The organism is Bradyrhizobium sp. SZCCHNPS1003 (assembly GCF_032381555.1).
Lineage (GTDB): Bacteria > Pseudomonadota > Alphaproteobacteria > Rhizobiales > Xanthobacteraceae > Bradyrhizobium.
In genome coordinates this window covers 82281-96133 of record NZ_JAUHIU010000008.1, presented here as the reverse complement: position 1 = coordinate 96133, position 13853 = coordinate 82281, and the positions used below count along the sequence as shown (strand labels likewise).

15 protein-coding genes are annotated in these 13853 nt (G+C 66.3%); 7 read left to right on the top strand and 8 right to left on the bottom strand.

The features are described 5' to 3' along the window. Positions 1–18: 18 nt before the first annotated feature. From modC to QX126_RS14715, 5 genes are all read right to left on the bottom strand, one after another. Positions 19–1116: a molybdenum ABC transporter ATP-binding protein gene (gene modC, locus QX126_RS14735; protein ID WP_315738520.1), complete on the bottom strand. Its 1098-nt coding sequence runs from the start codon at positions 1114–1116 to the stop codon at positions 19–21. Next, a complete protein-coding gene (gene modB / locus QX126_RS14730; RefSeq protein WP_315772029.1) occupies positions 1113–1802 on the bottom strand; it encodes a molybdate ABC transporter permease subunit in 690 nt (229 codons plus the stop codon). Before modB ends, modC begins: the two co-directional genes overlap by 4 nt. Before the next feature lie 12 nt (positions 1803–1814). Beyond that, on the bottom strand, positions 1815–2582 hold the full coding sequence (modA, locus tag QX126_RS14725) for a molybdate ABC transporter substrate-binding protein (protein ID WP_315772031.1): 768 nt from the start codon (positions 2580–2582) through the stop codon (positions 1815–1817). A gap of 258 nt (positions 2583–2840) precedes the next feature. Continuing rightward, on the bottom strand, positions 2841–4406 hold the full coding sequence (locus QX126_RS14720; protein ID WP_315781863.1) for an amidase family protein: 1566 nt from the start codon (positions 4404–4406) through the stop codon (positions 2841–2843). Between the two features lie 25 nt (positions 4407–4431). Further along, positions 4432–5850, bottom strand: coding sequence for a M20 family metallopeptidase (locus QX126_RS14715; protein WP_315781861.1), 1419 nt, complete (start codon positions 5848–5850; stop codon positions 4432–4434). Between the two features lie 302 nt (positions 5851–6152). On the opposite strand from QX126_RS14715, the gene QX126_RS14710 reads away from it, so the two are divergent. Further along, complete coding sequence (locus tag QX126_RS14710) at positions 6153–6398, top strand: hypothetical protein (RefSeq protein WP_315781859.1); 246 nt, start codon at positions 6153–6155, stop codon at positions 6396–6398. Between the two features lie 6 nt (positions 6399–6404). On the opposite strand, the gene QX126_RS14705 is transcribed toward QX126_RS14710, so the two are convergent. Together QX126_RS14705 and QX126_RS14700 are read right to left on the bottom strand one after the other, a co-directional pair. Next, positions 6405–6593 carry a hypothetical protein gene (locus QX126_RS14705; protein ID WP_315738514.1) on the bottom strand — a complete coding sequence of 63 codons (189 nt, stop codon included), beginning with the start codon at positions 6591–6593 and terminating at the stop codon, positions 6405–6407. A 52-nt stretch (positions 6594–6645) separates the two neighbouring features. After that, entirely contained in the window at positions 6646–6801 is a 156-nt protein-coding gene (locus tag QX126_RS14700) for a hypothetical protein (protein ID WP_315738513.1), read from the bottom strand. Positions 6802–6920: 119 nt separating this feature from the next. Here QX126_RS14700 and QX126_RS14695 point away from each other — a divergent pair, with 119 nt between their 5' ends. The 6 genes from QX126_RS14695 (at position 6921) to QX126_RS14670 (ending at position 12491) form a co-directional block, all read left to right on the top strand. Continuing rightward, positions 6921–7499, top strand: a complete 579-nt coding sequence (locus QX126_RS14695; RefSeq protein WP_315781857.1) for a cytochrome c oxidase subunit 3 — start codon at positions 6921–6923, stop codon at positions 7497–7499. A 3-nt stretch (positions 7500–7502) separates the two neighbouring features. Then, complete coding sequence (locus QX126_RS14690; protein ID WP_315781855.1) at positions 7503–7766, top strand: cytochrome C oxidase subunit IV family protein; 264 nt, start codon at positions 7503–7505, stop codon at positions 7764–7766. A 102-nt stretch (positions 7767–7868) separates the two neighbouring features. Beyond that, complete coding sequence (locus QX126_RS14685) at positions 7869–8321, top strand: cytochrome c (protein ID WP_315738510.1); 453 nt, start codon at positions 7869–7871, stop codon at positions 8319–8321. 37 nt (positions 8322–8358) lie between these two features. Further along, positions 8359–9705: a cbb3-type cytochrome c oxidase subunit I gene (locus QX126_RS14680; protein ID WP_315738509.1), complete on the top strand. Its 1347-nt coding sequence runs from the start codon at positions 8359–8361 to the stop codon at positions 9703–9705. Between the two features lie 59 nt (positions 9706–9764). Next, the gene (locus QX126_RS14675; RefSeq protein WP_315781853.1) at positions 9765–10574 is read left to right on the top strand and encodes a CbbQ/NirQ/NorQ/GpvN family protein; all 810 of its coding nucleotides are present in this window, start codon (positions 9765–9767) and stop codon (positions 10572–10574) included. Positions 10575–10577: 3 nt separating this feature from the next. Next, positions 10578–12491, top strand: coding sequence for a nitric oxide reductase activation protein NorD (locus QX126_RS14670; RefSeq protein ID WP_315781851.1), 1914 nt, complete (start codon positions 10578–10580; stop codon positions 12489–12491). A 59-nt stretch (positions 12492–12550) separates the two neighbouring features. On the opposite strand, the gene QX126_RS14665 is transcribed toward QX126_RS14670, so the two are convergent. Continuing rightward, complete coding sequence (locus QX126_RS14665) at positions 12551–12985, bottom strand: DUF2267 domain-containing protein (protein WP_315738506.1); 435 nt, start codon at positions 12983–12985, stop codon at positions 12551–12553. Between the last annotated feature and the right edge of the window lie 868 nt (positions 12986–13853).

The following is a 13853-nucleotide window of genomic DNA, read 5'->3' as shown; positions in this document are numbered from 1 at the left end:
AAGGCCAGGTGTTTGGATTCAGGCGATAGGCTCTTCGCGGCGGACGAGCGCGACACCCTTGACCTGGGCATAGACCGCAAGCCCCGCCCGCAGGCCGAGCTCATTCCACGAGCGCTGGGTGACACGCGTCAGCAGCCGCGCGCCGTGACCATCCTCGCCGAGTCCGAGCAAGGCCGTGACGCGGTGGTCCGACTGGCTGCGGATCTCGAGTATTCTGGCGCGGAGCACGTTGACGATGGTGCTGCGGCTCGGCGTTTCCAGCGCGAGACTCACGTCGTCAGCGAGCACGCGCAGGCGGCGGCGCGCCCCCGGCGTGAGGGGCTCGGCCGGGAGCAGGAACTGGCCGCCGGGGACTTCGAGTGTCGCCATGCCATCGGCCGTATCCTGGGCGGTGACGGTGGCGTCGAGGCTCACGGCGGCGTCGCGCGACAGCGCGAGCGGCAGCGACAGGTCGGCCTGCAGCACGGACAAGGGGCCCGAAGCCAGGACCGCGCCATTGCGCATCAGCACCAGCTGATCGGCAAGCCGCTCGACCTCAGCGAGGTCGTGGCTGATATAGAGGATCGGCAGGTCGAGGGCGGCGTGCAGCCGCTCCAGATACGGCAGGATCTCATCCTTGGTCATCTGGTCGAGCGCCGACAGCGGCTCGTCCATCAGCAGCAGCTTCGGTTGGCTGAGCAGCGCGCGGCCGATCGCGACGCGCTGCCGCTCGCCGCCGGACAGGTGGCGCGGCGAGCGGTCGAGCAGCCGTCCAAGGCCGAGCAGCGCGACGACCTCGTCGAAGCCGATCGCGGCTGCGCTGCTCGAGCCGGGATGGCCGTACATCAGGTTGCGGCGGACCGAGAGGTGCGGAAACAGATTGGCTTCCTGGAAGACGTAGCCGATCGGACGCTGATGCACGGGACGAAAATGCTTTTCGTCCTGCCAGACCTCGCCGGCGACGGAGCACAGCCCGCCGGCGAGATGGTTGAGGCCGGCAATGCAGCGCATGACCGCGGTCTTGCCGCAACCGGACGGACCGAAGATCGCGGTCACGCCGCGCGCCGGAACCTCGAAGCGCGCGTTCAGCTCGAAGCGACCGAGCGTGCCGTGGAAATTGACCCTGACCGTGCTCATGACGTGCTGCGCGTCATCTTCTTCTCGATCAGCATCATCGTCAGAATGACGCAGAACGAGAACACGACCATGCCGAGCGCCAGCACGGAGGCCTCGGTCCATTGCGAGGTCTCGACATAGTCGTAGATCGCAACCGAGAGCACCTTGGTCTTGCCGGGAATGTTGCCGCCGATCATCAGCACGACGCCGAACTCACCGACGGTATGGGCGAAGCCGAGGATGGCGCCGGTGAGAAATCCGGGGCTCGCCAGCGGCACCGCGATGGTCCAGAATACGCGCCAGGGTGAGGCGCGCAGAGTGGCGGCCGCTTCCAGCGGCTTTTCGCCCATGGCCTCGAAGGCGTTGCGGATCGGCTGGACGACGAACGGCATCGAGAACAGGACCGAGCCGATCACCAGGCCCGGAAAAGTGAAGGCCAGCGTGCGCGCGCCCCAGAGCGAAGCCAGAGCGCCGCCCGGACCGCTGGGGCCGAGCACGACCAGCAGGTAGAATCCGAGAACCGTCGGCGGCAGCACCAGTGGGATCGCCACCAGTGCCGCGACCGCCTCCTTCCACCACGCCCGCGACCGCGCCAGCCACCATGCGATCGGCGTGCCCACGATCATCAGGACGATCGTCGCGAGCGCTGCCAGTTCGAGCGTCAGCCGGATCGGTTGCCAGATATCGGCGGAGACGTGGAGGTTCATGAATCCGAATGCTCAGGTGCCCGACTTCGGATCCAGAGCATAGCCGAACTTTTCGATGACCGCACGGGCTGCCGGGGTCTTGAGGAAGGCCAGGAATGCGGTGGCCGCCTCGTTGCCGGCGGACGCCTTCAGCAGCACGGCATCCTGGCGGATCTCGCCGTAGAGATTCTGCGGCACCAGCCAGCGCGAGCCGCCGGCGTTCGGCATCAGCTGCGACAGCGCGACGAAGCCGAGCTCGGCATTGCCGGTGTCGACGAATTGGTACGCCTGCGAGATCGTGTTGCCCTGGACGATCTTGGGCTGGATCGTCTCATAGAGCTTCAGCGCCTTCAGCGTCTCGACCGCGGCGGCGCCATAGGGCGCGGCGGTGGGATTGGCGATCGACAGCTTGTTGAACGCGTTCGCCTTCAGCGTTTCCTCGCCTTTCACCGCGTTGGGGTCCTTGCTCCACAGCACGAGCTTGCCGATGGCGTAGGTGAAACGGCTCCCGGCGACGCCGAGGCCCTCGTCGACCAGCTTCTTCGGCCGTTCGTCGTCGGCGGAGAGCAGGATCGCGAACGGCGCGTTCTCCTTGATCTGGGTGTAGAACTGTCCGGACGCGCCGAAGCTCATCACCAGTTCGTGCCCGGTCTTGGCCTTGAACAGCGCCGCGATCTCCTTGGCGGGCTCGGTGAAGTTGGCGGCCACGGCGACGTTGGCGCTGCCGGCGAACGCAGTCGCGCAGGTCAGAAGAATGGCCGCCGCGCACAGAGCGGCGGTGAGGGAGCGTGTCGATCTCATCGCATTGTCCTTGTTCATATCCACCGAGGCGGGTTCGTTTCGGTGAATTGCAAGTCCCGTTCCGACGCATGGGCCAGTGTCGACGCCGAGCTATATCCATTCGTATACATCAAAATAGACAGGTCGGCCAGTTCCCGTCAACCCGAGGCGATCTCGAGCGAACGCGATGCGCGTCAGTGTTCGACTTTCGACAATCGATGCCGGGCAGTGTCGGAAACATGACGGCCCGAGGACCACGATCCTCGGGCCGGAGCGGGACTAAACCATCCGTTCCCAGAGCTGCCGCACCAGCATTCCTGCACGCTTCTCGATTGCTGCGGCGGCATCGAGCGCGAGGTCCTCGCGATAGCGGCCGGCGATCAGCTGCACGCCGATGGGCTGGCCGTCTTGGACCGTGACCGGCACGACGGCGCCGGGCAGGCCGAGCACGTTGATCGCCGAGATGAAGCGGATCTCGTTGAAGAAGATCTCGCGCACACGCTCGGGGCTGATGGTGTCGTCGCGCGGACCGGGCGTCGGCTTGACCGTGGTCGGCGCCAGCACGATCGGGTAGTCCTCGAAGAACAGCTGCCAGGCACGGATATGCGTCGAGCGCTGCGCGGTCGCATTCATCCAGCCCGCAAGGTCGAGCATCTCGGCCTTGGCGCGCATCCCGCCCCAGGCCTTGTGGAAATCCTCCGACGTCACGGCCAGCATCTTGGCTTCCTGCATCACCACCACCTCGTTGGTGATGATGTCGCACCAGGTTTGCCAGACGCCGGAGATGTCGGGGACCTCGACCTCGCTGACCCGGTAGCCCGACCGCTCCAGATGATCCGCTGCCTGCCGCAGCGCCGCGTGCACGGACGGATCGACGTCCATGTCGTCAGGGATCTTGGCGAGCGCGACCTTGACCGGCCGCTTGGGCTTCACGCCTTCCAGTGGCGCTGGCACCCACCACGGATCGCGCGGATCGCGCCGGCTCATCACCTCTAGCGCCAGCCGGACGTCGGCGACGCTCCGCGCCAGCGGGCCCTGCGACGACATGAGATGTGCGAGCATCGGCCGCTCGGCAGCAGCGCTCTCGTTGTAGGCGGGGATGCGGCCCTGCGTCGGCTTGATGGTCACGACGCCATTGCAATGCGCCGGCCAGCGCAGCGACCCACCGATGTCGTTGCCATGCGCGATGGTGCCGATGCCCGCCGCGACCGCGGCTCCGGCGCCGCCCGACGAGCCGCCGCAGGTGATCTCTGGATCCCACGGGTTCAAGGTCAGCCCGTGCAGCGGGTTGTCGGTGAAGCCGCGGAACGAGAATTCCGGCGTGTTGGTGAGGCCGAGCACGATCGCGCCGGCCTGCTTCAGGTTGCGCACGACCGGCGCGTCCGACGGCGCGATGATCCCCATCTGCGATGGAACGCCGTTGGGATTCGGCCGCCCCTCGTAGTCGACGTTCTCCTTGATCGTGACCGGCACGCCATGCAGCAGGCCGCTCTTGTCGCGCGCCTTGTCGGCCGCACGCGCAGCCTTCAGGGCGTCTTCGGAGAGATCGACGACGACTGCATTGAGCTTCGGATTGACCTCATGCATGCGCGCGAGATGCGCCTCGGTCACTTCGACCGAGGAGACCGCGCCGCCGCGGATCGCAGCTGCCGTGCCGACCGCCGACCACTGCCAGACCGGTCCTTTCGGCAGCCGCGGTCTTGGCGCGGCTGCCTTCGCTTGTGGCCTGTGCTGCGGCTTGGCCTTCAGGGGCTTCTTGTTGGCCGTGGCGGTCACGGCCGCGCGCTTCGGAGCAGGTTTGGCGGTCTTCGCCGCCGGCTTCTTCTTTGTTGCCGTTTTCGCCATTGTGTTCCCCCCCAAGGTTGACGTTTCAGGCGATCGACATCATCAGCGGCGGCTCCACTTCGGCAGGCAGCGGGCTGACATAAGGTGTGCGCATCGTCCGTTTTTTCAGGTCGGCCTTGGCAGCTGCAATCAAGGCGGGTTCGTTGAGCGCCTTGATGCCCAGGCCGGCCATGGCCTTGGCAGCCTGCACCATGGCCTTGTGCGCGGCTGGCGTCTTGCCTTGCGCGACGACCTGCCAGGTGTGGAACGGCGTGCCGATCGCTACCGTCGGCGCATGCACCTGCACCGTCGGCACCACCCAGCTGACGTCGCCGACGTCGGTCGAGCCGATCTGCGGATTGCGCTTGGCATCGAGCGGCACCAGGAAGTCGGCCAGCGGCTTGTCGGTCGGGTCCAAGCCGATGCTGTAGTAGACCGAGGCAATGTCCTTGTCGGTCAGGGTCGCCTGGATCTGTCCGGCGAAATCCTTGTCGGTCGCGTCGAAATGCGGCGGGCCGAGCTCCTCCATGATCCCATACAGCGCCTCTTCGAGCGGCGTGTTGGGCAGGATGTTGGAGACCGCGGAGATGATCTTCATCTCCACCTTGGTCTCGGTCATCAGCGCCGCACCTTGTGCGATCTTGTGCACACGCTCGACCAGTTCGTTCATGCCGGGCAGGTCTCGGGCACGGATCGAGTAGCGCACCCGTGCATGCGCCTGCACGACGTTGGGCGCGATGCCGCCGGTGTCCAGCAGCGCGTAGTGCACGCGGGCGTCGCTCGGCATGTGCTCGCGCATGTAGTTGACGCCGACATTCATCAGCTCGACCGCGTCCAGCGCGCTGCGGCCGAGATGGGGCGAGGCGGCCGCATGCGAGGTGCGTCCGGTGAAGATGAAGTCCGCGCGCGTGTTGGCGAGAGAGGGCGTCATCACCACTTCCCAGAAGCTCGACGGATGCCAGGTGATCGCGATGTCGGCATCCTCGAACGCGCCCGAGCGCACCATGAAGGCTTTTGCGGCGCCGCCTTCCTCGGCGGGGCAGCCATAGTAGCGCACGCGACCGGGAACCTTGTTGGTGGCGAGCCAGTCCTTCACGGCGGTGGCCGCGAGCAGCGCCGCCGAGCCCAGGAGATTGTGGCCGCAGCCGTGGCCATGGCCGCCGGTCTCGACCGGACGGTGCTCGGCGACCCCGGCCTCCTGGCTGAGGCCGGGCAGGGCGTCGTATTCGCCCATGAAGGCGATGATCGGGCCGCCTTCGCCCCATTCCCCCATCAGCGCGGTCGGGATTCCCGCGACCTTCTCGGTGATGCGAAAACCCTGGTGCTTCAACTCGGCGAGGTGTTCGGCGGACGAGCGGGCCTCGGTGTAGCAGACCTCGGGCATGCTCCACACCCGGTCGCTGAGCTCGATGAAACGGGTCTTGATCGCGTCGACGCCGCGCCAGATCTCGCTGCGGTTGTCCATCTCCGGTCCTTGTCCTTTGCTGCCGATGGAAAGCCGATAGAGGTATCAGCTAAGTTCCCGGGCGCCTAGCGATCCCGGGCGGGAGCAGCCATGCGGCATGCACCAGGCCGAGGGCGAGCGCGTCATCCTTTGAGCAGATGATGCCGCGATTGGATGCAGCGCGGTGATTGCGGCAGCGCAAGGTCAGGCGAAGCGGGACGACCCGTTCTCACATTTCGGAACTATCGCCGTGCGCCGTTACCGGGATTGCCGAGGAACGATCGCGGGCGGGTTTGGTTCTCGCTGCCAGGAGCACGATCGCCATGCGTGCTGGACCGATCGCAATCATCGTCGCATTGCTGCTGATTCTCGCAGCCGCCATCGTCTTCGCCTATCAGGGGCTGACCCTGCCGGGCGATCCGATGCCGCGAGAAGGATGGATCGCGCTCACGCTCGGCGTGGTGTTTCCGCTCATCGTGGGAATTGGGCTGATGGTGCTGTTGTTCTACAGCAGCCGCAAGGGTTACGACGAGCCGTCACAGTTCCGGGCTGATGATCATCCCGACTGAGACCGCTCAAGCCGGACGCGGCGGATGTTGCGTACGCGGATGCCGGTCGTGAAGCAGCTTGGCCAGCTCGTGCCTCAGATCGTCGTGACCGCGCATCGCCGTCTCGAACAGCGCCTCCTGGATGTCGCGCGGCATGTCGCCCCAGACGCCGATGGCGGCGTTTCCGAGCAGCTCTGCGAATCGCTTGTCGTCCATGCGGCACCTCCGCACGAACTGACGTGCGAGGACGGCAAAGGTTCCAGGCGGGCTATTGCGTGGTGAACAGGACCAAGGCGATCGCGACGGAGAGCGCGACCGCGGACACCGTCCCCGTGGTCGACAGCACGCCCATGCGCCACAGCGCGCCGGCAAAGACGATGATGATCGGCGTCGCGGTGAGGAGGCCGAGCTGCGCTTCGGTCATGGGATCTGCTCCTGACGATGCCGGCTCTTAGCGTGCCTCGCCGGTCCGCTGTTTGCGCGCCGACAAAGAGTCAAACTGACGGTCCGACTAGCCTCTCGAAGTTCAACTCGGAGGCAGGGATGTCGGCGCTCGCTTGTGAGCCGGAGCAGGAGGAACGTTGGGGCGTGCTGGATGGTCTGCCCGGCGACGCCATGATGTGGGTGCTGATCCTCAGCGAGCTCGTCGCCTTCGGCCTCCTGCTGGGCGGTTTCGTGGTGACGCGGGCCCTCAACCCCGTCGTGTTCGCGGTCGGGCAGGCGATGCTCGATAGCCGCCTGGCCGCTGTGAACACGGCCGTGCTGGTCACCAGCGGCTGGGCCGCCGCGCGAGCTGCTGCTTCTGCGCGGCACGCCTCGACCGGGAGCGCCCGACGCTGGCTCGGGCTCGCCATGTTCCTGGGTGCCGTTTTCATCGCCGTCAAGCTGACGGAATATGGCGGCGAGATCGCCGCCGGCGCGGGCATGGAGACATCACCGTTCTTCACCCTCTACTTCCTACTGACGGGCTTTCACCTCCTGCATGTTCTGCTCGGCATCGTCATCCTGGCCGTCGTCGGCCGCAGCGCCACCGCCAATGGCGTCGAGACCGGGACCGCCTTCTGGCACATGGTCGACCTGGTTTGGATCGTCATGTTTCCGGTCCTCTATCTGGTCGGTTGAGCCATGTTCCGTGACCGTCTCGATCGGGCCTGGCTTCAACTGCTGGCCCTTGCCATTGCGACGCTTGCGGCGTCGCTGCTGCTGCCGAGCCGATGGCTCGTCGATGCGGTCGCACTGCTGCTCGCATTGGCAAAGGGCAGGGTGATCGTGCTCGATTTTCTCGGCTTGCGCGATGCGCCCGCGCTGTGGCGCGGCCTGCTCACCACGTGGCTGGCGGCTCTCGTTGCGCTTGCCGGGCTCGCGGTCGCGATCCGCGCGCTCATCTGATCGGCCATCGCCGCGCTCGTTGCGCTCCGACAAAGAGCCCCTCGGCATTGCCGGTAGATTGCTTTCACACCATCGAACTTCACCAAACGGAAAGGACGTGTCATGGCGGAACGCCTGACCAAGTCGGCCGCGCGGAACGTCTTTTACGGCGGTTCGGCCTTCTTCTTTGCGATCTTCCTCGGGCTCACAGCGCACAGCCACTACTACATGGTCACGACCTCGACCAATGCGTCGACGCTGTCCGACGGCGTCGCACGCGGCAAGCACGTCTGGGAGAAGAACTCCTGCATCAATTGCCATACCCTGCTCGGCGAGGGCGCCTATTTCGCGCCCGAGGTCGGCAATGTCTGGGACCGCTGGGGCGGCAGACAGGACCCGGCCGCCGCGCGCGAGATGCTGAAATCCTGGATGCAGTCGCAGCCCTCGGGCGCTCCCGGCCGCCGGCAGATGCCGCAGTTCAATTTGTCCGACCAGGAGCTCAACGACCTCGCCGACTTCCTGCAATGGGCCGACACGATCAAGCGTCAGGACTGGCCGCCGAACAAGGCCGGCTGAGCCGGCATCCCGCCCCCCGTCATGAGAGAGATCCGCGATGAGATATGAGACCCAGAAGGTCGCGATGCTGTATTTCTACGGCGCGCTGACGCTCTTCCTCGCCCAGGTCATCTTCGGCCTGCTCGCCGGCACCATCTACGTGCTGCCGAACACGCTGTCGGTCCTGCTGCCCTTCAACATCGTCCGCATGATCCACACCAACGCGCTGATCGTGTGGTCGCTGATCGGCTTCATGGGGGCGACCTACTTTCTGCTGCCCGAGGAGACCGAGACCGAGCTCTACAGCCCGCTGCTCGCCAAGATCCAGTTCTGGATGTTCTTCGGCGCGGCGGGGGCTGCCGTCGTCGGCTATCTCTTCCACTACCATGAGGGCCGCGAGTTTCTCGAGCAGCCCTTCATCATCAAGGTCGGCATCGTCGTCGTTTGCCTGATGTTCCTGTTCAACGTCACCATGACAGCCCTGAAGGGCCGCAAGACCACGGTAACCAACATCCTGCTGTTCGGCCTGTGGGGCGTGGCGATCTTCTTCCTGTTCGCCTTCTACAATCCGGCCAATCTCGCCGTCGACAAGATGTACTGGTGGTACATCGTCCATCTCTGGGTCGAGGGGGTCTGGGAGCTGATCATGGCCTCTATCCTGGCCTTCCTGATGATCAAGCTCAACGGCATCGACCGCGAGGTGGTCGAGAAGTGGCTCTACGTGATCATCGGGCTCGCGCTGTTCTCCGGCATCCTCGGCACCGGCCATCATTTCTACTGGATCGGCGCCCCCGGCTACTGGCAGTGGATCGGCTCCTTGTTCTCCACCCTCGAGGTCGCGCCGTTCTTCACCATGGTGATCTTCACGGTACAGATGACCTTGAAGGCTGGCCGCAAGCATCCGAACCGCGCTGCGCTGTTGTGGTCCGTCGGCTGCTCGGTGATGGCCTTTCTCGGCGCCGGCGTCTGGGGCTTCCTGCACACGCTGTCGTCGGTGAACTACTACACCCATGGCACCCAGGTCACCGCTGCGCACGGCCACCTCGCCTTCTTCGGCGCCTATGTGATGCTCAACCTCGCCGTGATGGCCTATGCCGTGCCGCAACTGCGCCAGCGTGCGCCCTACAATCAGTGGCTCTCGATGGCGAGCTTCTGGATCATGTGCACGGCGATGATGACGATGACCTTCGCGCTGACCTTCGCCGGCGTCGTCCAGGTGCATCTGCAGCGGGTGCTTGGTCAGAGCTACATGGACGTCCAGGACCAGCTCGCGATGTTCTACTGGGTGCGGCTCGGCTCCGGTGTGTTCGTGGCGATCGCGGCGCTGATGTTCGTCTGGGCCGTGCTGGTGCCCGGCCGCGCCAAGGAGCCCGTGATCCCCGGCGCGCTGCAGCCGGCGGAGTGAAATCCCGCAGGCGGCGGCCTCGATGCCGCCGCCCGCATCCCCCGATTCGGAGAGTGATCATGAAGCCCGCGCTGCACGCGATCGATACCGCCCCGTCGTTTCCCTCGTACACGCCGACCGGCAATGAATGCGCGCTGTTCGAGCATGCGTTCCGGCATCGCCTGCCGGTGCTCCTGAAGGGCCCGACCGGCTGCGGCAAGACCCGCTTCGTCGCGCACATGGCGGCGCGGCTGGAACTGCCGCTGCACACGGTGGCCTGTCACGACGACCTCACCGCCGCCGATCTCACCGGACGCTATCTGCTCAAGGGCGGTGACACCGTCTGGACCGACGGCCCGCTGACCCGCGCGGTGCGCGAGGGCGGCATCTGCTATCTCGACGAGGTGGTCGAGGCCCGCAAGGATGTGACCGTGGTGCTGCATCCCCTCACCGACGACCGCCGGATCCTGCCCTTGGAGCGGACCGGCGAGGAGCTGACCGCGCCCGACGGTTTCATGCTCGTGGTGTCCTACAATCCTGGCTATCAGTCGCTGCACAAGGCGCTCAAGCCGTCGACACGGCAGCGCTTCATCGCCATCGAATTCGGCTTCCTGCCCGCCGAGCAGGAGATCGCGGTGGTCGCCGCCGAGAGCGGGCTGCCGCCGGAGCGCGTTCGGCCGCTGGTAGCGCTCGCGCATCGCCTCCGCGCGCTGCAGGACCATGACCTGGAGGAGGGCGTCTCGACGCGGCTCCTGGTCTATTGCGCAACCCTGGTTGCGGCTGGCACGCCCGTCGCCGACGCCGTGCTCGCCGCGATGATCGAGCCGCTCACCGATGACGCCGACGTCAAGGCCGCTTTGCGCGAGGTCGCGCGTGCCGTGATCGGGTGAGCCATGCTCGACTTTCTCGAACTGGAGGAGACCGTCGGCCGCGCCTGGCACCGCATGGTCGGCACGACCTCGAGCTATCCGGTCCATCCGGATCAGGCCGTCGCGCTGAACGAGATCAGCGGCCGCATCGCCGTGATGTTCCGCGCGCTGGGCGGCGAGAGCGGCGTGCAGGTCGCCGGAGCCAGGGCGCGCAAGTCGGGCCATCGGCTCGGCTGGCGCCAGCGCATTGGCCTCGGCGACGAATGCCTCGATCAGGCCGGGCGCGACGGCGCCACCGTGTTCCTGCCGGAGACCATCGCTTTGCTGCCGGATCGCGCGCTCAATGCACAGCTCTATCACTGGCTCGCGGCGTGGTTCGCGACCATGGCGGTCGAGCCGATCGCGGAGCGCGATCCGCTGCGGCATGATCTGCTGGCGCTGCGCCGGGCCTGTGAGACGACCTCGCTGGTGCTGGCGCGCTTTCCGGGACTGGCGCGCACGCATGCGCAACTCGCCGAAGCGCTGGCTGCGGCGCGGCCGCGGCGGCCGCTGCCTCGGCTCGAGCAGCAGGTCGAGCATATCGTCATGGCGCTGCTCGGCGCCGGCGCGCCGCCCAAGGGCGCGCTGTGGAATGCGGTCATCGCCGGCGGCGCGTTGCCGGAGGCCGCCCCGCCCGGCTATCGGACGATGCTGCCGTGTCCGCTATGGGGCGATTGCTGGAGCCGCGATGCCGTTGCCGCGGCGCGCGATGACGACGAGACGCAGACGCCCGCGGAGCAGGAGGGGGCACCTGACACCCGCAAGCGCTTTGCGCGGCGCGAGCGCGACGACACGGCCAAGCGCGATCCGTTCATTCTCAACCGCTTCGAGAAGATCCTGGCGATGGCGGAGATGGTCAATGTCGATCGCCCTTCCGACGATACCGACGATGACGATGCCCGCAAGGCCGCCGACGATCTCGATGAGCTCGCGATCGCCAGGCGCAAGGGGCGTCCGGCGAGCAAGCTGAAATTCGATCTCGACCTGCCGCCCGAGGCGGTGGACACGGCCCGTCTCGGCAGCGGCCGGCTGTATCCCGAATGGAATTATCGCGGCGGCGCCTATCTGCCGGACCATTGCCGCGTCGTGACCGGCGACGCCGCTGAGGCGGGCGAGGCGTGGGCTCCGGACGATGCGATGCGCCGGCGCATCCGCAGCGTACGGCGCAGGTTCGAGACCTTGCGGCCGCGTCATGAGGTGATGCGCGCGCAGGCCGATGGCCACGACCTCGACATCGACGCGCTGGTGCGCGCGCGCAGCGATCTCAATGCCGGCCATGGCGGACTTGATCGCGTGCATCTGGCGATGCGCCCGCTCGCGCATGATCTCGCGGTGACCCTGCTGGTGGACGTCTCCCTGTCCACCGATGCGTGGATCGACGGCGTGCGCGTGCTCGACATCGAGAAGGAGGCGCTGCTGGTGCTGGCGCATGGGCTGTCGGCCTGCGGCGACAGCCACAGCATTCTCACCTTCACCTCGCGGCGCAACTCATGGGTCCGCCTGGAGACCGTGAAGGCATTCGGCGAGCCGATGAGCGGGCGGGTCGAGCGCCGTATCGGTGCGCTCAGGCCCGGCTACTACACGCGCATCGGCACGGCGGTGCGCTACGCCGCCGGCGAGCTCGCCGAGCGACCCGAGCGCAAGCGTCTGCTGCTGGTGCTGACCGACGGCAAGCCGAACGACGTCGATCACTATGAGGGACGTTTCGCGATCGAGGACACGCGCAAGGCGGTGCAGGAGGCGCGGCGCGGCGGCGTCGCGGTGTTCGGCGTGACCATCGATGCGTCGGCGCAGTCGTATTTTCCGACCCTGTTCGGCCGCGGCGGCTACGGCATCGTCGGCAACATCAGGCGACTGCCTGCAGCATTGCCCGCGCTGTATCGGCAGATTGCCCATTGAGGTCGGACGTTGGTTGCGAGTTGCGAGCTGTTTCTCACCTTTCGGGAGCTTGCTCCCCTTCAGGTCGCCGGCTCGCGCAGATTCCGCAACGGCACCGGCAAATGACCCATCAGCTTGTCGAACTCGCCAGGGTCGAGCTTCTCCCAGAGAATTTCGAAGATGCCGCGTGCGGCCCTGAGCGGATCGACCGGAAATTGTGGCGGCAACTGACGGAAGATGTCATCGACGAAATATTCGAGATGGCGGTCCTTGGTCGGCGTCGCCGCGTGATGCCAGCCTTCGTAGTAGATGCCGCGAATGAGCAGCGGCAGCTGCGCGCCGAAGTTCACGGCGGTCGCCATCGGCAGGCGGTCGCGCAGCACATGCAGCACCGCGCGCAGCGCGTTGTAGGCCTGCTGTCGGCTCGAGAGCGCGAGGCGCTGCTCGATGGCCTTCAGCCAGATGTTGGTTTCCTGGACGGTGTGATCCAGAGCCGTCACGCCGATCTCGCTCATGTGATTCTCCATGAATGCTGCACAAGGACCGTTCGCGGGACGCCGAACGAGGCAACAGCGACGACTGATTCGCTAGGGAGCCTTGTGAGTAGGCGGCGCGTTCTCAGCGAGGATGTTGATCTGCATCAACGCGAGTGTTGTGGCCGATCGTGAGGTAAATGGAGGGTCAACCGCGCCGGGCCGCCGTTGACGGTTCCCGCTCATCTGCGCCGAGCTGCCGACAGGGATACCGGGCGGCGGGCGCGGCATCCGTGATCTCACGGGGATCGGGGTTCACACTGACAAACAGCAGGACAGCACATCGCGATCTCGCGGCGCAGGTTACGCCCGAGGCTTGCATGACGTCACCCTCTTCAAGTGAGAGGGCGCAGGGAAGGCCGGGAGCTCGCCGCCCCCATGGCCCCCGTGCGGAAAGAATGCACGGGGCAGGAACCACAGGTTCGGCTGAGACATCCCGGCCTTCCCTGCGCGACGGTGTTACGGCTTATACGCATTCTCCCCGGTGAACGGGCTGTCTTGCCACCGTCACTCGTGCGAGGCTGAAACCTCGTCGCGAGCTTGACGCCAGCGTCGCGGCGCCAGGACCATGCGATTTCGCCGTCCGCGCCGTGCCGTTCGTCCGCAGGCATGACACCCGCTGCGACACGTCGCGTCCATCGCATCCCGCACTCCACGTCTCGTGACGTTCGCGACACGCCCCTCTTCATGAGGCGGGATGCGCGAAATGTCGTCCCGATTTGCCCGACGGTGCAAGCGGTTTATCTGCGGCAGACTGGCACGACGGGCAATTCGCGCATGGCGGTCATGCTGAGTCATTCATTCGATGCGCCGGGATTTTGCGTGACCTCGCTCAGTTGGAGCGCGCATC